Raw genomic sequence first — 19,091 nt, forward strand, 5'->3', positions numbered from 1 at the left:
GGTCGCAATCGCGGGTTGCCTTGCCGCATATGCCAAATCCGCCGTCCATGCCAGCCCGTCAGCGCTGCGACAGGTAACGTTCGAAGGCCCGCAGGGTGCTGTCCGAGACGTGATGTTCGATCCCTTCGGCATCGAGTTCGGCGGTTTCCTCGGGCACGCCGACGGCCACCAGCAGGGCCACCACGGTGCGATGCCGTGCGCGCACCTTTTCGGCCAGCGTGCCGCCCGCTTCGGTCAGGAACACGCCGCGATAGGGGCGGGAGATCGCCAGCCCCTCGCGTTTCAGCCGCGCTACCGCCTTGGTTGCGGTGGGCTGGGCCACGCCCATCCGTTCGGCGATATCGGCCACGCGGGCCTCGCCCATCTCGGCCATCAGATCGCCGATCATCTCGACGTAATCCTCCAGCAGCGCGACCGACTGCACCTCGCGCGCCCGCAGAAAACGGTCTGCCTGTTCGCGGGCCGGGCTGGGTGCTTGGGGGATATCCTCGGTCAACAGGGGGCTCCGGCGGCAATCTTCGGGGAAAACCTTATAGCCAAGGCTGTGCTTTCGGGCCAGCCTTTTCGGGGCGGGAAAGCCACTTGCACGAATTATAGCCTAAGCTATATCTTGACCCGCAGGCTAATTCGGGGCGCAGCAATGACTTCTTATTCGGATCGGACGCGGCACGGCATGTCGGCGGTTCTGGCTGGCGAACGGCGGGGGATTCGCGGCAAACTGCTTTTCGCAGGGCCCGCCATTATTGCCTCGGTCGCCTACATGGACCCGGGCAATTACGCGACCAACATCCAGGCAGGCGCGGGCTATGGCTATACCCTGCTGTGGGTGGTGCTGCTGGCCAACCTGATTGCCATGCTGTTTCAGGCGCTGTCCGCGCGCCTGGGCATCGTGACCGGCAAGAATCTGGCCGAGCTGTCACGGGACAATTTCCCGAAACCTGTGGTCTGGATCATGTGGGCGATCAGCGAGATCGCCGCCATGGCCACCGACCTTGCCGAGTTTCTGGGCGGCGCAATTGGCCTTGCACTGCTGTTCAACCTGCCGCTGATCGTGGGCATGGCGATCACGGCGGTCATCACCTACGGCATTCTGCTGTTTGAGCGGCAGGGCTTCCGCCCGATGGAGCTGATCATCGGGGCGATGGTCGGCATGATCGGCCTTTGCTATCTGGCCGAAATGCTGATCGCCCCGGTCGACTGGGGCGCGGCGGCGGGTGGCATGTTCAGCCCGGCACTGCCCGACCAGACCGCGCTGATGATTGCAGTTGGGATCATCGGTGCCACGGTCATGCCGCATGCGATCTATCTGCATTCAGGGCTGACGCAGGGCCGCGCCGCCGTGCGCAGCGAGGCGGAGCGCCGCAAGGTCTTGCGCTTTTCCAATGTCGAGGTTGTGCTGGCGCTGGCCGTGGCCGGGATGGTCAACATGGCCATGGTGATGATGGCGGCCAGTGCCTTCCATCAGGGCTATGCCGAGGTGGCCGAGATCGAGACTGCCTATCACACGCTGACGCCGCTGCTGGGCGCGGCGGCGGCAGGGATCTTTCTTGCCTCGCTGATCGCCTCGGGGATTTCCAGCTCGGTTGTGGGCACGATGGCGGGTCAGCTTATCATGCAGGGCTTCCTGCACATCCGGGTGCCAATCTGGCTGCGGCGGCTGGTGACCATGGTTCCGGCCTTTGCCGTGGTGGCCGCCGGGGTGAATGCGACGCAGGCACTGGTGATGAGCCAGGTGATCCTCAGCATCGCGCTGCCGGTGCCGATGATCGCGCTGATCATCTTCACCTCGCGCCGCGATATCATGGGCGATTTTGCCACCGGCCTTCTGGTGCGGCTGCTGGCGATCATCGGTGCGGTGGTGGTGCTGGGGCTGAACTTCGTTCTGCTCGCCGGGGCGGCGGGGATGGACCTGCCGATCTGACCCTTTCGGAGCTGCGAGGGGGCGGGCAGAGGCATTTGCCCCGCCCGCCACTTCCGTTACCGCGCGTCGTCGGTGTCGCCGCTGCGGATGACCTGTTCATCCTCTTTCAACTCCAGCCACATCGCGTTCATCACCGCGAAGATGGCCGCCAGCGGCAGGCCGAGCATCCAGGCGAAATACCACATGGTCGCTTCCTTTCAGTAAACGGAATGGCTGTTTTCGGTCACGTCCTTCGCCGTCACCTTGCCCCAGAGCACCCGGTAAACCCAGGCGGTATAGGCAAGGATCAGCGGCATGAAGATCACCGTGACCACCAGCATGATGAACAGCGTGAGATGCGAGGACGAGCTGTTCCAGACGGTCAGCGATGAACGCGGGTCGCTGGAGGAGGGCATGATGAAGGGAAACATCGTCAGCCCGACCGAAGAGATCACGCCGAGGATTGCCAGCTTGGAAAACAGCAGCGTCGTGATTTCACGTCCCGCCCGCAGCCCCGCGAAGGTCAGCAAGCCCCCGAGGATGCCCAGCACGGGCGCTATGGCGATCCACGGTCGGTCGGCATAGGCGGAAAGCCAGCTTGCCGTGCGCTCCACCTGAAAATACAGCGGGTTGGAAGGGCCATCGGCCACCACCTCGCCGACGATCCGGTAACCGCTGATACCATAGGCCAGCCAGATGCCTGCCAGCGCATAGGTTGCCACCGCCACGAGCGCGGCGATGGACCCATAGGCGCGGGCGCGTTTCTGCACCTCGCCCGTCGTCTTCACCGTCAGCCAGGCGCCGCCATGCATCACCAGCATCGACAGCGACACCACCCCCGCCAGCAAGGAGAACGGGTCCAGCAGGCCGATGAACTTGGCATACCACGCGCCTTCGTAGATCGTGTGCAGGTCATCGGTGAAATGGAACGGTACGCCCTGGATCACATTGCCAACCGCCACACCGAACAGCAGCGCCGGGGCCGCGCCCGAGACGAACAAGGCCCAGTCCCAGCGGTTGCGCCAGCTGTAGCCATCGCGTTTGGAGCGGTATTTGAACGCGACAGGCCGCACGATGAAACAGGCCAGCACCGCGAACATGGCAAGGTAGAAGCCAGAGAAGCTGACCGCGTAAAGCGGTGGCCAGGCGGCGAAGATTGCGCCACCGCCAAGGATGAACCAGACCTGATTGCCCTCCCACACCGGGCCGACGGTGTTGATGACGATGCGGCGCTCGACATCGGTCTGGGCGGTGAAGGGCAAAAGCGCCCCCACCCCCATGTCGAAGCCATCAGTCAGCGCGAAGCCGATCAGCAGGACGCCCAGCAGGCCCCACCAGATCACACGCAGCAGATCATAGCTGATAAGTTCATGCAGAATCATGGCTTTCACTCCGCAGGTTGGGCGATGGCATCGGCATTGCGGCGCCCGGCCAGCCGGTTATGGTGGCGCGCCACCCAGGCCTCGGTTTCCGCGACATCCTGAAACGGACCCTTGCGGATGTATTTCAGCATCAGGCCCATCTCGATGATGAACAGCACGGTGTAGAACAGCACGAACCCGGCCAGCGTCAGCGCGACTTCGGTCATCGACAGCGCGCTGACCGACATGGCGGTGGGCAGCACCCCGTCCACCGTCCAGGGCTGCCGGCCAAACTCGGCGACGAACCAGCCCATTTCGGCGGCAATCCAAGGCGCCGGGATCATCCAGACCGCAACATGCAGCGCCCAGCGCGGATACTGCATCTGCCGGAATGAAGCGCGCCAGAAGAAATAGGCCATGGTCCCGATGAAGCCGAAGCCCAGAACCACCATGATGCGGAAGGCCCAGAACAGCGGCCAGACCGTCGGCACGGTGTCGGCTGCGGCGGCCTGGATCTGCGCGTCGCTCGCCTGACGCGGGTCGTCGATGTATTTCTTCAGCAGGAAGGCAAAGCCCAGATCGGCGGAATGATCTTCGAAGGTCTGCATCACCTCGGGCGGCGTGGCATCGCGTTCGGCGCGCACGGTCATCAGCGCGTCATAGGCGATCAGGCCCGACCGGATACGCGTTTCCGCCTGCGCGACCAGATCGCTGATCCCCGGAATCTGCGTGGTCAGCGACCGGGTGCCGATCAGCCCCATCACATAGGGCACATGGATGGCATAATGCGTCTCTCGCGCTGCCTGATCGGGGAAGCCGAAGGCAGTGAAAGGTGCGGGCGCGGGCTCGGTCTCCCACATCGCCTCGATGGCGGCCATCTTCATCTTCTGGTTCAGCGAGGTGTCATAACCCGACTCGTCCCCCAGCAGCACCACCGAGAAGGCCGAGGCCAGCCCGAAGGCCGAAGCCACGGTGATCGAGCGGCGTGCCAGTTCCGCGTGACGCCCACGCAGCAGATACCAGGCCGAAACACCGATCACGAAGACCGAGGCCGTCACATAGCCGGCGCTGACAGTGTGGACGAATTTCGCCTGCGCCACCTCGTTGAACAGCACTGCGAAGAAATCCGTCATCTCCATCCGCATGGTCATCGGGTTGAACTCAGCCCCGACCGGATTCTGCATCCAGCCATTCGCGATCAGGATCCAAAGTGCGGAAAAGTTGGAGCCGATGGCGACCAGCCAGGCGACGACCAGATGCTGCACCTTGCTCAGCTTGTCCCAGCCGAAGAAGAACAACCCGACGAAGGTGGCCTCGAGGAAGAAGGCCATCAGCCCTTCAATGGCCAAGGGGGCGCCGAAAATGTCGCCGACGTAATGCGAGTAATAGCTCCAGTTCATGCCGAACTGGAATTCCATGGTGATGCCGGTGGCGACGCCAAGGGCAAAATTGATGCCGAACAGCATGCCCCAGAACTTCGTCATCTGTCGCCAGATGGGGCGGTTGGTCATCACATAGACGGTTTCCATGATGGCGACGAGGATCGACAGGCCCAGCGTCAATGGCACGAAAAGAAAGTGATACATGGCCGTCATTGCAAATTGCAGGCGTGACAGCTCGACGATGCCGAATTCCATGTCCAGCACTCCGGTTCAGGGATGGGAAGGCGCGGGGATACGCATTCCCGATATTGAATGTATTTAACCGCTCAGATCGGGGCGGCCTTGATCTGTATCAATAACTCGTATCACTGCCTCCAGTTAATGAACTGTGACGTTTCGTAGCGTTTGTGCAGTTTCGGTCTCGCGATGCGATGCCAGCAGGATTGCGGCCTGCGGCAGATGGGCGCGGAGGCCGCTCAGGACGCGGTTTGCGGTATCAGGGTCCAGCCCTTCGGTCGGTTCGTCCAGCAAAAGGATGGCCGGGCGGCGCAGCAGGGCACGGGCCAGTACCAGCCGCCGCGCCTCGCCCCCTGACAGACCACTGCCGCCGCTGCCCAGACGCAGATCCAGCCCGCCGCGCGCCCGGATCGTTTCCGCCAGCGCGGTTGCCTCCAGAGCCTGCCACAACTCGGCCTCGGCCGCGTCAGGGGCAGCGAGGCGCAGCGCCTCGGCCACGGTCCCGCCCATCAGGCCCGCGCGTTGTGGCATCAGTGTCAACAGATCGCGCAATGCGGGTTCGTCCCAATCCGCCAGCGCACGACCTGCGAGGGTGATCTGGCCGGACAGCGGCGGGTGAAGGCCCGCCAGCGCCAGCAGGACGGTGGATTTGCCCGCGCCGCTGGGGCCGGTCAGCGCCACGGTCTCGCCTGGCGCGACGGAAAAGCTCAGCGGCGGGGTCAGCGGCTGGTTGTCGCCGGGGCGGGCGAGGCAAAGGTCATGCACCCGAATACCGCCCGATCCTGTGTAGGTGCCCATGCTGGCGACGGGCAGTGCAACACTCAGCCCGCCCCGGACGCGCCGCGCTGCATCTGCCATCCGGCCAAGATCGGCGACTGCCCGCCGCAGGGGTATCAGCGTCTCGGCCAGCGCCAGCGCGGCAAAGACCCCCAGCGCCGCCAGCGCTGGGCTGAGCCGTCCCTGCTGGGTCAGGGTCAGGCCCAGCCAGAGCGCACCACCGGCCGACAGGCTGGTCAGTGTGACAAGGGCTGCCCCCGCCCGCCGGTCCAGTCGGTCGAGCTGGTTTTGCATATTACGGCGGCGGATCTCGGCCTTGCGGGTTGCGGCAAGCTGATGTTCCAGATGGCCATAGACCGCCAGATCATCGCGGCTGCGGATCAGGTCAATCAGCCGCGTACGAAAAGCCTGTGCCGCAGCCTCGGCGCGGCGCGAGGGGCGCAGTGTTCGGCGCCCGGTTCGCCACAGCACCAGTGCCGCGCCGGTGATTGAAACGGCGGCCAGCCAGAGTGCGACCTGCCAACCGGCCAGAAACCACAGAACCCCGAAGGCAAGTAGCTGCGTCAGCCCCCCGGCCAGAACCGGCAGCGCCAGCCGCAGGGGCAGCCCGTCCAGAGCGTCGATATCGGCGGTCAGCCGGTTCAGCACCTCGGCGCCGCGCAGCCGGATCAGCCTTTGCCAGGGTGCGGCCAGGTGGCCAGCCATCAGGCGCAGCCGCAGGCTTTCCAGCGCACGCAGTGTGGCGTCATGGGTGGCCAGCCGCTCGCCATATCGCGCAGCGGCACGGCACAGTGCCAGAAAGCGCACCATGGCCGAGGGGCGGAAGACGTCAAACGTGGCCCCCACCCCGGCCAGACCGGCTGCGGCAGCGGCGGTGATGAACCAGCCTGAAAGACCCAGCAGCGCCACGCCCATCGCCAGCACCAGCACTGACAATGCCGCGCCGCGCAGCAGGGCGGTGCGCTGGTCCCGCAGCATCAGGCGCAGGATCTGCCAAAGCGCGCTCATGTGGCGCCTCCGATATGGATGATGCGGTCCATGCGTGCAGCAAGTGCAGGGTCATGGGTGGCGATGACCAGTGTCGCACCTCTTGCTCGCTGGGACAGCAGGCCCTCGGTGACAGCACGCGCGGTTTCCGTATCCAGATCGGCAGTCGGCTCGTCAGCGAGGATCACATCAGGCGTGGTCAGCAGGGCGCGGGCCAGCGACAGGCGCCGCGCCTCGCCGCCCGACAGGCCGCCCCCGGTTTCGCCCGGCCGCGTGCGCAGGCGCGGGGTGAGATGGCCAGCCGCTGCGGCTTCCATGGCCGCCCCAAGATCGCCCTCGCGGCCCAGCCGCAGGCTGGCGTCAAGGGTGGCGCCCGGGAAATGCACGCGCTGCGGCATCCAGCCGATGCGCGCGTGCCAGCCATCGGCGGTCGCGGCGTCGAGCTTCTGCCCGCCCGCCACGTGCACCTCGCCCGGTGCCGCGGTGGCCAGCCCGGCCATCAGCCGCAGGGCACTGGTTTTCCCGGCCCCGGAAGGGCCGACCAGCGCCACCGCCTCGCCAGCCGCGATCCTGATATCGGGCAGGCAGGCGCCGGAAGGCAGGTGGCAGCCAGTCAGGCTCAGATCGGCCGGGCCGGGCAGTGGCTCGGCACGCCCCCCTGCGCCGGGACGATCCGGGCCGGGGGCGGCCTGCCACTGGTCCAATTCGTCCCGCAGGGCATCTGCGGCGGCCCGGTCGTGCCAGGCGGCGGCCAGATCGCGGAGCGGCTGATAGAACTCGGGTGCCAGGAGCAGCAGGAACATGCCCTGCGCCGGGGTCAGCGGCGTGCCCCATGTGCCGAAATCCAGCAGGCCAAGCAGCGAAAACCCGACATAGACCGCCATCATCGCCACGCCGATGGCAGCGAACAGTTCCAGCACGGTCGAAGACAGGAAGGCGAGCCGCAGCACCGCCATGCTGCGCTGGCGCAGGGTAGCGGCCTCGCTGGCGAAGCCCTCTGCCACCTGCGGCCCCGCCCCCAGCAACCGGATGTCGGCCAGCGCCGACAGGCGTTCCACCAACAGGTCGTTCAGAGTCCCGATCCCTGCAAGCTGGCGGGCGCTGGCCTCTTTCGCGGCCATGCCGACCAGCGCCATGAACAGCGGGATCAGCGGGCCGGTGATCAGCAGGATCAGTCCTGCCGCCCAGGACTGGCCGAAGCTCAGCACCAGCAGGATGGGCGGCACGATCGCGACACGGGCGCGGGCAGGGCCATACCGCAGCAGCCAGGGCGCCAGCATCGCCAGCTTCTCGCCGGCCAGCGCGGCGACCGAGCCGGGCCCGCCAAAGGCCGTCTCGGTGGCGCGGGCCGCCTCGGCGCACAGAATGCGGTCGCGCAGGCCGCTGATGATGGTTTCGGCAGCCCATTGCACCAGCCGTTCTGCCCAGAGGCCCAGGGCCATGCGGAGCAGACCGAGCCAGACAAATCCCAGCGCCACGGGCAGCGGCGGCACCGGCAGATCTGCCACCAACCTGCCGATGGACCATGCCAGCAGAGCAGCCTGCACCGGCCAGACCAGCGCGGCCCCCGCCGATATGGCGGCGGCCAGTCGCAGGCGCCGCCGTTCTGGCGCCATCGCCTGTGCGAGCATCCCGCTTCGGCTGTCCGGCTGCATCCCTTCATCCTCAAGTCACAGGGCGGATACCAGTTATCTGCCCGCCGTCTGATCTGGATCAGATACAAGGACGGGCTTTCGTGGCACATGCGGTAAAGTCGCCCATGCAACAGGACTTTCATGCGTCTGACAACCCGAACCAACCTTGCTACCCGCGTGCTGATGTTCTGCGCCGTGAACGAGGGCCGGACCGTCCGCACCGCCGAAATCGCCGAACGCTGCAATGCCTCGGTCAATCATCTGTTGCAGGTGGTGAACCTGCTTCAGGCGGGCGGGTATGTCGAAACGCTGCGCGGGCGCGCGGGCGGCTTGCGGCTCGCCCGGTCGATGGAGGCAATTTCGGTGGGCGAGGTGTTTCGCAGTTTTGAAAGTGGCGTGCCCTTCGCGGAATGCTTCGATCCGGACAGCAATACCTGCCCGCTGACCGCCACTTGCCGGTTGCGCAATTACCTGACCCGCGCGCTGGAGGCGTTCTTTCACGAACTGGACATGGTGACGCTGGCCGATCTGGTGAAGGGCAACTGCGGTTTGAACAGATTGCTGGAGATGAGCCCGGCGCGGGGTTTGACATGTCCGCGCGACGATGCTCTGGCCTGACGCTCAGCCCGCCGTGTGCAGCAGGGCCAGACCTGCGAGGATGCAGGCTTCCTCGGGCAAGGTTTCGGCCTGAACGCCCTCGGCTGCCAGAGCCAGACGATAGGGCTCAGAGCCTTCCCCGGCCAGAACCACGCGTTGGCCCAGCCAATAGGGGCGTGCCGCGGTCAGTTCGGCGCCAATAAACAACCCTGTGGCCCGCGAGCGGAGTGTCGTTGCAGACAGACCCGAGAGGAGGCTTTCTGCCCTCAGGCTGGCAATCTGGGCGGCAAGCCGCTCGGGCCGCGCGCGCGTGGTGGCAAGGGACTCCGTAAAGGCGGCGGTTTCCAGTGGCCCGGCGATGTCCCCGGTCAGCGCAGCCAGCAGGCTGCCAGTCGCGAAGCTTTGAAAACTGACGACCTCGCCCGCGCTCAGATGCGCCCAGACTGTCGTGAGACCCGGCAGGCAGATCACCCCGTCGAAGTCGCCCAGCACCCGCAGCGCCCCTGCAATTCGCACCTCGGCACCCTGTGTCAGATCGGCGGGGCGATCCTGTCGCAGGCCGGGCACAAGCCGCAGGCTCAGGCTGGAATCGTCCGAGGGCACAGGTACAGCGGTCGCGACCGGGGTGCAGGGCACGATGCGCAGGGCAGTGACGGGGGCAAGGCCGCTGGCAATGACCTCGATCTGCCGTCCTTCGGTCAGCCAAGGTGCGGCCAGCGCGTGCAGGGTTGCCAGAGGGTCGGCCCCGACCGGGGCCTCTGCGCGGGCAAAAATCCCCTCTGACCCCATGGCCCAGAGGCGCAGGTGGTCTGCCGTACAGTCGGCGGCGATCCATTCGGGGGTCATGCCTTGGCCTTTCGCATTGCGGTTCCGGCCATGTATCAATCGCGGAACAGCGCGGCCAGACGCTCGCGCCCGATGGCACGACAGATCTTGCCGCGCGGCTTGATCGTCGGCACGTCTTCGCCGGCAACCATGGCATTGACCACGGCCTCGTCCACCGCCTCGACCGCTGCCAGATAGATCGGGTCCAGATGGTCCGGGTTCAGTTCCGTCACTTGGCGCAACAGCTTGGCACGCTCGGCCATCGGCTGCGGATTGGCTGTAGTGAAGGCGAGGAAGATGTCGCCCGAACTGTTGCCCCCCGGCGTGCCGGTGCGCCCGATGCCGATGGCCGCGCGTTTCGCCAGCGCGCGCAGGGAAAGCGGCGACAGCGGCGCGTCGGTGGCAAGGATCACGATGATCGAGCCGGTTTCGCGCGGCAGCAGCCGGTCCCCGGTCAGCATCTGCCCGACCGGCTTGCCGAGGATGGTCAGCCAGGGCCGGATGCCGAAATTCGCCTGCACCAGCGCGGCCACCGTCCATTCCCCACCCAGATCGACCCGGCGCGAGGCGGTGCCGGTGCCGCCCTTGAACTCATAGGCGATCATGCCGTTGCCGCCGCCGGTCGAGCCTTCGGCCACCGCGCCCGTGCCCGCCGCGTCCAGCGCGGCGCGGGCATGGTCGGGCGTCACGCTCAGTCGGGTGATGTCATTCAGGATACCGTCATAGGTTTCCGCCACCACCGGCATGGCCCAGGCGACCCCGGCGAAATGGTCGGCATAGGTGTCGATCATCCATTGTACGGCGCCGGTGTGGCAGGCTCCGATGGCATGGGTATTGGAAATCATCACCGGACCGAGGAAATAGCCCGCATCGTCGATCCAGTGGGTGCCCGTCATCTCGCCATTGCCGTTCAGTGCATAATGACCGGCGGTGACGGGGATCGGCGTGGTGCCCTTGCCGCGTGGCAGAATGGCGGTGACGCCGGTGCGCAAGTCGCGGGTGGGATCGGTCAGCGTGCAGAAGCCGACCTCCACCCCCGGCACATCGGTGATGGCATTCAGCGGGCCGGGCGTGCCGGGGAACGGCAGGCCAAGGTCGCGGGCGCGGGGTGGTCGGGTCATCGGGTCACTTCTCCGGGGAATGGGATGCGGGGGTCCGCAGGGTGTAAAGCGGCAGGGGGCCAAAGCTGCGGATGTCGGCTTCGCCCAGAGGGCGCACGGTCTCGGGGCAGCGGCGGGCCAGTTCGGGGCCGATGCAGCAGGCGGTGCCGAAGCGCTTGTTTGCCTCTTGCAGGCGGGCGGCAAGGTTCACCGCTGCGCCATGGGCAGTATAGTCGATGCGCCCGCCATGGCCCACATCGCCCAGCACCGCCGGGCCGGTTTCCAGCCCGATCCGGGTGCGGCCGAAACCGCCATGGGTGGTGCGAAACCGTTCTGTCGCCGCCATCAGATCGGCGGCGCAGGCCAGCGCCGCAGCTTCATGCCCCGGTTGGTCCAGTGGCGCGTTGAACAGCGCATGTACGGAATCGCCCACCAGCTTGTCGATCATGCCGCCGTGTTTCAGCACGATGCCGCAGGCCACCGCAAAATAGGCATCCAGCAGGGCGACCATCTCGCGCGGGCCCATTTCGGCGGTGGCGATGCTGAAGCCTTCGATGTCGGTGAACAGGGCGGTAACCTCGCGCAGCTCGCCCTCCAGCCGCATCAGGCCGGGGTCAGCGGCGATGCGGGAAACCAGCGCGGGCGGAACAAGCTGCGCCATGCGGGCGCGCAGGGCACGCTCGGCCCGGCTGGCCAGCGCGGCGCGGGAGAGCAGCGCCAGTGCCAGCGCCCCGAAGGCGGCCAGCAGCGGCGAAACGGGATCGAGCAGCAGGCCGCTGCCGCGCCACAGCAGCATGACGGACCCGGCCCAGAGCAGGCCGCCCGCTGCCAGGATGAGGCTGGCGCCCACGGGCGGCAGGGTGGCCAGCAGCCAAAGCCCGGCCAGACCCAGCACCAGCACCGCCAGCGCCTCGGCGGCCTTGCCCCAGTCGGGGCGCCAGGGCAGGTGCCCGGCAAGAATCTGTTCGGTCATATCGGCCATGATCTGCACCGAGGGCGTGACCGGACTCGCCGCCGTGGGACGCAGGCCACCCGCCTCGGGCAGGCTGGAGCCGACAAGGATCAGCGCATCCTCCGGCAGCCGGAACTCGCCCGAAAGCACGCCTGCTGCGGGCAGCGTGCGGCCAATCCAGTGATCGGGAGCGGAGGGGACAAAGCGCATCATGCCGCCGGAGACGGGCAGCAGGGTCTTGTCCAGCCGCAGTGCGCTTGCGGTAAGCAGCGGGCCGGATTCGTCGTGTGCCAGCCGGGCCAGTGCGACCGGGAGTGACGGATAGGCCATTCCGGCGACAGAGACCGCCGCAGGCAGGCGCCGCACAGCAGCGTCGCCGTCGCCAGGAAGGGCCACGCTGGCCACGGTGGTCGCGGCTGCGGTGAAGGCAGGGCAGGGTGTCTCGGCCCCGGCTGCGGACCAGAGCGCGATGCCCTCGGCGACGGCCAGATTATCGGGTGGCAGGGCGCCACCGGGTGTGGCGGCCAGCAGAAATCCCAGCACGGAACGCGCCTGCGCGAAGCCATGCGCCAGCGCGGCATTCACCGGGCGGTCGCAGGCACCGGAAAAGACGATATCGAAGCCGGTCGCCTGCGGTTTCGCCGCCACGATCCGCGCCACCAGCCGCGCGGTGGCGGTGCGATCCCAGGGCTGCCCCAGATCATCGGTGGCGCCGATGTCGATGACCGTCACAGGCTGCGCCGGGGTGGCGGGCGGCAGGGTCAGCATCAGGCGGTCAAAAATCCTTTCCTGCCACAGGGCAAGCCAGGGGGGCGAAAGCACCAGCAAGGCCGCGACGGCGAGGCAGGCCGCAAGAACCGCCGCAGACCAGAGGTTGCGCGACAAGGCTCAGCCCTCCGGCTCTGCCAGAAGGGCAAGGGCGGCGGTGCGACAGTGCCAGACGCCGCCGTCGCGGCTGAGCGCCCCTGCCGCCTGCAAGGCCATCAGCGCGCGGTTCACCTTGGGGCGGCTGGCGCCCAGAACGGCGGCAAGCTCGGTCTGGCTGATCTCCAGCCGCAGGGGGGCCTCGGGCGGCGGGGCCTCGCCATGGATCTGGTGCAAAGTGAACAGAAGGAACCGCGCCAGACGCGCTTCAAGCTGGTAAAGCGCAATGCCTTCCAGCTGATCCGTGGTCTCGCGCAGACGGCGGCAGAAGTAGCGCGCGGCTGCCATGCCAAGGGCGGGATGTGCCTCTGCCAGTTCGGCGAAACGCGCGCGCTCCAGCAGCCAGCCTTCCGTCGGAGCGACGGCGGTAGCATCGGCAGAGCGGGGCTCGCCGTCGATCAGGGCAAATTCACCCAGGGTATCGCCCGCCTCGGCATGGCGCAGGATCAGTTCGCGCCCCTGCGGGGTCAGCAGCGTCAGCTTCACCCGGCCATCCGCCAGTGCCAGCATCCACTCCCCCGGCTCGCCACGCTGAAACAGCACCTCGCCGGACTGCCAGCGGCGGCGGCGAGCAGTGGCGGCCAGCGCCGCCAGTGCCTCGGCTGGCAGGCCCGAGAACATTTCGAAAGACCGCCAGAATGCGGGTCGGGGCAAAGGGGGTTCCATCGCGGTCTCCGGGCATCGGTTGTCCCATGCTGCGCCGATCCGCCGGGCTTGGGCAAGCCTGTTCCGCCGGGAACAGCGCAGGCGACCGCCCTGCGCCAATGTGATCGCAGCAAGTAACCCGGCACGATGGAGAAACGATCATGGCTGACATCATTGGCAACGACCTTTCGAACTTCCTGGACGACCGCTTCACGCTTGGCATTCCCGGCTTCCGCAATGACAAGATTTCGGCGCTGGGCGGCAATGACCGCATCCTGATCACCGATGGCGATGACACCGTTTTCGCGGGCAGCGGCAACGATGTCATCGAGGATGGCAGCGGCGTGATCGGCGGTTCGGGCAACGACTCGATCCTTGGTGAGGCGGGCAATGATACGATCCGCGCGGGCGAGGGACGCGACACCATCGACGGCGGCACCGATATCGACCTGGTGGATTACACCGCCTCTACCGCTGCTGTGAACGTGAACCTGACCCGCACCGGGGCGCAATCCGGCGGCTTTGCCGAAGGGGATGTGCTGCGCAATATCGAGAACCTCACCGGCTCGCGGCACAATGACATCCTCGCGGGGAATAACGGGGTGAACGTGATCCTGAGCGGCGATGGACGCGACAGGGTTTCGGGGGCCGGGGGCAATGACACGCTGGACGGCGGCACCGGCAATGACACGATCTTTGGTGGCGCTGACCGTGACCGGCTGATCGGTGACAGCGGGGACGACAGCCTGATGGGGGACAGCGGCACCGACGTCCTGTTCGGGGGAACCGGCCGGGATACGATGTATGGCGGCACAGAGAATGACGTTCTCTATGGCGGTTCGGAAAATGATCTGCTGGATGGTGGCGATGGCGATGACCAGATCATCGGCGACAGCGGCCGTGACGTGATCTTCGGCGGTTTCGGCAATGACACCATCTCGGGCGGCACCGACAATGACACCATTCAGGGGGGCGGCGGCAATGATCGTATCGACGCGGGCACCGGCGATGATCTGGTGCGGGCCGACAACCGGAGCGACGCCGATTTCATCAATGGTGGCGTGGGCACCGATACCATCGACTTCAACGGCCTGACCCAGTTCTTCACCCTTGCGCGGGCGATCAACTCGATCAACGTGAACGGGCGCTTCGCCAATACCCAGTACACCGGATTTGAAAATGTCGTCGGCACCGGCAATGCAGATGCGATCACCGGCGACAGCCAGAACAATGTTCTGGACGGCGGCAACGGGAATGACCGGCTGACCGGCGCAGGCGGGGCCGATACCCTGCGTGGTGGCGAGGGAAATGACGTTCAGGATGGCGGCGAGGGCGCTGACCTGCTGCTGGGCGGCAATGGCAACGATCAGCTGCGGGGTGGCACTGAAAACGACCGTCTGTTCGGCGAGGCCGGTGCGGATCGGCTGGATGGCGGTGCGGGCAACGATACGCTGGTCGGTGGCAGCGAGAATGACACGCTGTCCGGTGGGGACGGCATCGACCGCCTGCAAGGCGATGCCGGGGATGACGTGCTGTCCGGTGGCGCCGAGAATGATGTGATCTCGGGTGGGGAGGGCCGCGACATCCTGACCGGCGGTCTGGGGGCCGATGTTCTGACCGGTGGCGCGGGGGCGGATCGGTTTGTCTTCGACTTCACAGCAGAATCGCCGAACACGCCCGGCGGGTTCGACCGTATCACCGACTTCAGCGATGCCGAGGATCTGATCTATCTGGGCCGGATCGACACCAATCCGGCACTGGCGGGCGATCAGGGCTTTGCCTTCGTGCAGTTCGGCAGCGGCGCGGGCACGGTGCGCAGTTTCGTGCAGGACGGCAATACCTTCGTGGAGGCGCATGTGGATGGTGACGGCGTGGCCGATCTGGTGATCCGCCTTGACGGCGTCCACGAACTGACAGCAGCCAATTTCTTCCTCTGATCCCCTCGGAGGATGGGCTGCCGCCCCCGGCCTGCGGGCCGGGGGTTCGGCGTTTCAATCCTGATATCCCGGCCCCAGCGCCGCCCGCAGCGTATCGCGCGGGGTCAGGCCGAACCGCAGGCGATAGCTTTCGGCAAAGCGGCCGAAATGCGCGAACCCCCAGCGCAGCGCCACATCGGTGACACGGGTTCCGGGCGCAGCGGCAATCAGATCGGCATGCGCGCGCGTCAGCCGCCGGTCGCGCCAGAAGGCCAGCGGCGTGGTGCCGCGATACTGGCGGAAGGCGAGTTGCAGGTTGCGCGCGCTGGTCCCCGCGGCCTCGGCCACATCCTCGAGCGTGATCGGCTGATCCAGATGCGCCTCGATGAAGCTCTCGGCCAGCCTCAGGTGGCGGGGGCGCGGCGCGGAACGGCTGCGGCCCAGATGCGCGGCATAATCGTGGCGATGCGCATCCAGCAGGCCGGAAAGCAGCGTTTCCTCCAGTTGTCGCCCCATCAGCCCGGTCAGGGGCGCCGCGCCGTCATCCGCCTCTGCCACCAGCCACAGCACCAGCCGCCGCAGCGCCGCCCCCGCCCCGCTGCGCAGATCAAGCGCACCCTGAAAGGTGACTGGCGCCGATGCGGGGGCGCCAAGCTGGCGCGACAGATGCGACTGCATCGCCGCCCGGTCGATGCGCAACAGGACCTGCCGGGTGCCTTCCTCCCAGATCATCGTGGTTTCCCGATGGGGGTTCAGCACCGCCGCGCGGCCCGGGTCGCTGGTGTAGCGGTCGCCGCCGTTGACGATGGACGCCCCGCCACACAGCGGGATCTGCACCAGATAGAAATCGCGCAGCGCGCCCGGCGCGATCATCGTCTTGGCGCCATATTCGATGTAGTTCAGCGACAGCTTCTCGCCCGGCAGATGGTGCTGGCGGGCATGGAACCTGCCGCGCACGGTATCGAGCCGATGCGGGCAGAACACGCGCGCAACCTTGTCCCGCGCCTCGTCCAGATCGCGGCTTTCGAACAAGAGATGCGCGGCCAGCGGCCGCGGCGCATGGTCCAGCATCCAGGTGCCCTCCATGGTGAAGCGTAACACGCTTTGGGTGCCTGCGCGCAGCATTCCCGTCGATTTTTTCGTTTTGCGGATAGTCCGCGCTTTTGGCGGATAGCGGGCGCGGGCGCGCTGCCGGAGGCTGCTTCAAATTCAAAACAAACAGGGAGACGACCATGCGCGGATTGCAGGGAAAGACGGCCATCGTTCCAGGGGGGGCCACGAAAATCGGGCAGGCCGTGGTCGAACGTCTGCGCGCCGAGGGCTGCCGGGTGATGGTGGCCGATCTGGCGGACGGCGGAACCGAGGCTGCGGACCTGGGCTATTGCCGCTGCGATCTGCGCAGCGATGCCGATATTGCAGCGCTGGTTGCGGCAACGAAGGAACGGTTTGGCCGCATCGACTTTCTGGTGAATGTTGCCTGCTCCTATCTGGATAACGGCGCCGCCAGCCCGCGTGCCGAATGGCTGGAGGCGCTGGATGTGAACATCGTGGGGTCCGTCATGCTGATGCAGGCGGTGCGCGAGGAACTGACGCGCAACAGGGGGGCCATCGTCAATTTCGGGTCAATCTCGTCGCGGGTGGCGCAGACCGGGCGCTGGCTTTACCCGGTGTCGAAGGCTGCCATCCTGCAACTGACGCGCAATCAGGCGATGGATCTGGCGCCCGAGGGCATTCGGGTCAACGCCGTTTCGCCCGGCTGGACCTGGTCGAACATCATGGATCAGCTGACCGGCGGCGACCGCGCCAAGACCGACCGCGTGGCCGCGCCCTTCCACCTGCTTGGCCGCACCGGCGACCCCGAGGAAGTGGCAAGCGCCGTGGCTTTCCTTCTGTCGGACGAGGCGAGCTTCATCACCGGCACCGATATCTGCGTGGACGGCGGCTATACCGCCATGGGGCCGGAACAGGCGGTGCCCGCCATCCCTAAACTCATGGAATAGGCGCCGGGCCGGGCCGCCGGCTGCCTCCGGCGGGGATATTTGAACCAAGATAAAGACAGGGAGACAAAAATGCGGAAAATCACCATCATCGGCGGTGGGCAATCGGGGCTGCAACTGGGTATCGGGCTGCTGAAGGCCGGGCATCAGGTGCGGATCGTCCAGAACCGGACGGCGGAGGACATCGCCTCGGGCCGGGTGCTGTCGTCGCAATGCATGTTCCATACCGCCGTGCAGAACGAGCGCGATCTGGGCATCGACTTCTGGTCCGACACCTGCCCGCCGGTCGAGGGCATCAGCTTTGCCGTGCCGGCGCCGGATGGGCAGGGCAAGGCGGTGGATTGGGTCGGGCGGCTGGATCGCAATGCCTATTCGGTGGACCAGCGCGTGAAGATTCCGCGCTGGATGGCCGAGTTCACCCGGCTGGGCGGCCAGATGGTCATTGCCGACGCCGGGATTGCCGAACTGGAGCATTATACCCGCACCGACGATCTGGTGATCGTGGCTTCGGGCAAGGGCGAGATCGGCAAGCTGTTCACCCGCGACGAGGTGAAATCGGCCTATGACAAGCCGATGCGGGCGCTGGCGCTGACCTATGTGACCGGCATGACCCCGCGCGCTGACCATTCGGCGGTCTGTTTCAACCTGATCCCTGGTGTGGGCGAGTATTTCGTCTTCCCGGCGCTGACCACCACCGGCCCCTGCGAGATCATGGTGTTCGAGGGTATCCCCGGCGGCCCGATGGATTGCTGGGGCGATGTGAAGACGCCCGAGGCGCATCTGGCGATGTCGAAACAGATCCTTGAAACCTTCCTGCCGTGGGAGGCGGAACGCTGCCGCGGCATCGCGCTGACCGATGACAACGGCATTCTTGCCGGACGGTTCGCGCCGACGGTGCGGCATCCGGTGGCGACGCTGCCTTCGGGGCGCAAGGTGCTGGGTCTGGGCGATGCGGTTTGTCTGAACGATCCGATCACCGGGCAGGGGTCCAACAATGCCTCAAAGGCGGCGGCGGTCTATCTGAAGCGCATCCTCGCCCATGGCGACGGCGCCTTTGACGAGACCTGGATGCAGGGCACCTTCGACGCCTATTGGGACTATGCGCAATGGGTGGTGAGCTGGACCAACATGATGCTGCTGCCGCCCCCGCCCTTCATTCTGGAGATCATGGGCACCGCCTGCGCCGAGCCGCGTCTGGCGCAGCGCATTGCCAACGGCTTTGATGATCCGCGCGATTTCTTCCCGTGGTTTGCCGATCCGCAGGCGGCGGGCAGCTATCTGGCGGAACTGAGGGCGGCGTGATGGGTGTGGTTGATACGGACAGCTTTCGCAGCGCCATGGGGCGCTTTCCGGGGGCGGTGACGATTGTCACCGCGCTGGCCGGGGCGGAGCGGCGCGGCATCACCGCAACGGCCGTCTGTTCGGTGACGGCCGAACCGCCCAGCGTGCTGGTCTGTCTGAACCGGGCCACCGGCACCTGCGCGGCGGTGGGCGAGGACGGGCGGTTCAACGTGAACCTTCTGTCAGACGCCGCCGACGCACTGGCGCTGCGTTTTGCGGGGGTGGGTGGCGTGACGGGCGAGGACAAGTTCACCGAAGGCGACTGGCAGGCCGACAGCCGTGGCCTTCCGGTGCTGGCGGATGCGACCGTCTCGCTGTCCTGCGATGTGGCCGAGGTGGTGGAGGCGGCAAGCCATATCATCTTCATCGGGCATATCGTCGAGATGCGCAGCGCTGACGGGCCACCCTTGCTGTATGAACAGCGGCGCTTTCACCGGCTTTCGCCGCTGAAATGACAAAGGCGCCCCACGGGGCGCCTTTTCTGTTTCCGGTCCAGACTTCAGGCGAAGCTGCGGC

The 19,091-nt window shown here is 66.6% G+C and carries 17 protein-coding genes; 6 read left to right on the top strand and 11 right to left on the bottom strand.

The features are described 5' to 3' along the window. Nucleotides 1-58: 58 nt before the first annotated feature. Nucleotides 59-496: a manganese-binding transcriptional regulator MntR gene (gene mntR, locus C8N34_RS17470; RefSeq protein ID WP_054300908.1), complete on the bottom strand. Its 438-nt coding sequence runs from the start codon at nt 494-496 to the stop codon at nt 59-61. 144 nt (nt 497-640) lie between these two features. On the opposite strand from mntR, the gene C8N34_RS17475 reads away from it, so the two are divergent. Beyond that, the gene (locus C8N34_RS17475) at nt 641-1,921 is read left to right on the top strand and encodes an Nramp family divalent metal transporter (RefSeq protein ID WP_189381562.1); all 1,281 of its coding nucleotides are present in this window, start codon (nt 641-643) and stop codon (nt 1,919-1,921) included. A gap of 56 nt (nt 1,922-1,977) precedes the next feature. Here C8N34_RS17475 and cydX read toward each other — a convergent pair whose 3' ends face one another. From cydX to C8N34_RS17500, 5 genes are all read right to left on the bottom strand, one after another. After that, the gene (gene cydX / locus C8N34_RS17480; RefSeq protein WP_082400627.1) at nt 1,978-2,106 is read right to left on the bottom strand and encodes a cytochrome bd-I oxidase subunit CydX; all 129 of its coding nucleotides are present in this window, start codon (nt 2,104-2,106) and stop codon (nt 1,978-1,980) included. 12 nt (nt 2,107-2,118) lie between these two features. Further along, nucleotides 2,119-3,282 (bottom strand): cytochrome d ubiquinol oxidase subunit II, encoded by a 1,164-nt coding sequence (cydB, locus tag C8N34_RS17485; protein ID WP_108129840.1) that lies wholly within the window; start codon nt 3,280-3,282, stop codon nt 2,119-2,121. Between the two features lie 5 nt (nt 3,283-3,287). Beyond that, nucleotides 3,288-4,898, bottom strand: a complete 1,611-nt coding sequence (locus C8N34_RS17490; protein ID WP_108129841.1) for a cytochrome ubiquinol oxidase subunit I — start codon at nt 4,896-4,898, stop codon at nt 3,288-3,290. A gap of 123 nt (nt 4,899-5,021) precedes the next feature. Next, a complete protein-coding gene (locus C8N34_RS17495; protein ID WP_108129842.1) occupies nt 5,022-6,665 on the bottom strand; it encodes an amino acid ABC transporter ATP-binding/permease protein in 1,644 nt (547 codons plus the stop codon). Then, nucleotides 6,662-8,299, bottom strand: coding sequence for an ABC transporter ATP-binding protein/permease (locus C8N34_RS17500; RefSeq protein ID WP_108129843.1), 1,638 nt, complete (start codon nt 8,297-8,299; stop codon nt 6,662-6,664). Before C8N34_RS17500 ends, C8N34_RS17495 begins: the two co-directional genes overlap by 4 nt. 120 nt (nt 8,300-8,419) lie before the next feature. Here C8N34_RS17500 and C8N34_RS17505 point away from each other — a divergent pair, with 120 nt between their 5' ends. Continuing rightward, a complete protein-coding gene (locus tag C8N34_RS17505; RefSeq protein ID WP_054303152.1) occupies nt 8,420-8,896 on the top strand; it encodes an RrF2 family transcriptional regulator in 477 nt (158 codons plus the stop codon). A gap of 3 nt (nt 8,897-8,899) precedes the next feature. On the opposite strand, the gene C8N34_RS17510 is transcribed toward C8N34_RS17505, so the two are convergent. From C8N34_RS17510 to C8N34_RS17525, 4 genes are read right to left on the bottom strand one after another with little or no spacing between them, the layout of a single operon-like run. Continuing rightward, entirely contained in the window at nt 8,900-9,721 is an 822-nt protein-coding gene (locus C8N34_RS17510; protein ID WP_108129844.1) for a 2-dehydro-3-deoxygalactonokinase, read from the bottom strand. Between the two features lie 35 nt (nt 9,722-9,756). Further along, nucleotides 9,757-10,821, bottom strand: a complete 1,065-nt coding sequence (locus C8N34_RS17515; protein WP_108129845.1) for a DmpA family aminopeptidase — start codon at nt 10,819-10,821, stop codon at nt 9,757-9,759. Nucleotides 10,822-10,825: 4 nt separating this feature from the next. After that, the gene (locus C8N34_RS17520) at nt 10,826-12,637 is read right to left on the bottom strand and encodes a CHASE2 domain-containing protein (RefSeq protein WP_108129846.1); all 1,812 of its coding nucleotides are present in this window, start codon (nt 12,635-12,637) and stop codon (nt 10,826-10,828) included. A gap of 3 nt (nt 12,638-12,640) precedes the next feature. After that, nucleotides 12,641-13,342: a Crp/Fnr family transcriptional regulator gene (locus C8N34_RS17525; RefSeq protein WP_108129847.1), complete on the bottom strand. Its 702-nt coding sequence runs from the start codon at nt 13,340-13,342 to the stop codon at nt 12,641-12,643. A gap of 140 nt (nt 13,343-13,482) precedes the next feature. Here C8N34_RS17525 and C8N34_RS17530 point away from each other — a divergent pair, with 140 nt between their 5' ends. Next, nucleotides 13,483-15,258: a calcium-binding protein gene (locus C8N34_RS17530; RefSeq protein WP_108129848.1), complete on the top strand. Its 1,776-nt coding sequence runs from the start codon at nt 13,483-13,485 to the stop codon at nt 15,256-15,258. A 54-nt stretch (nt 15,259-15,312) separates the two neighbouring features. Here C8N34_RS17530 and C8N34_RS17535 read toward each other — a convergent pair whose 3' ends face one another. Then, nucleotides 15,313-16,362, bottom strand: coding sequence for an AraC family transcriptional regulator (locus C8N34_RS17535; protein ID WP_108129849.1), 1,050 nt, complete (start codon nt 16,360-16,362; stop codon nt 15,313-15,315). A 107-nt stretch (nt 16,363-16,469) separates the two neighbouring features. Here C8N34_RS17535 and C8N34_RS17540 point away from each other — a divergent pair, with 107 nt between their 5' ends. From C8N34_RS17540 to C8N34_RS17550, 3 genes are all read left to right on the top strand, one after another. Next, the gene (locus tag C8N34_RS17540; protein WP_108129850.1) at nt 16,470-17,237 is read left to right on the top strand and encodes an SDR family oxidoreductase; all 768 of its coding nucleotides are present in this window, start codon (nt 16,470-16,472) and stop codon (nt 17,235-17,237) included. A 69-nt stretch (nt 17,238-17,306) separates the two neighbouring features. Continuing rightward, nucleotides 17,307-18,536 (top strand): styrene monooxygenase/indole monooxygenase family protein, encoded by a 1,230-nt coding sequence (locus tag C8N34_RS17545; RefSeq protein WP_108129851.1) that lies wholly within the window; start codon nt 17,307-17,309, stop codon nt 18,534-18,536. Next, nucleotides 18,536-19,030, top strand: coding sequence for a flavin reductase family protein (locus tag C8N34_RS17550; protein ID WP_108129852.1), 495 nt, complete (start codon nt 18,536-18,538; stop codon nt 19,028-19,030). Before C8N34_RS17545 ends, C8N34_RS17550 begins: the two co-directional genes overlap by 1 nt. Nucleotides 19,031-19,091 lie beyond the last annotated feature (61 nt).

Origin of the sequence: Gemmobacter caeni, assembly GCF_003054195.1 — a bacterium.
GTDB lineage: Bacteria > Pseudomonadota > Alphaproteobacteria > Rhodobacterales > Rhodobacteraceae > Gemmobacter > Gemmobacter caeni.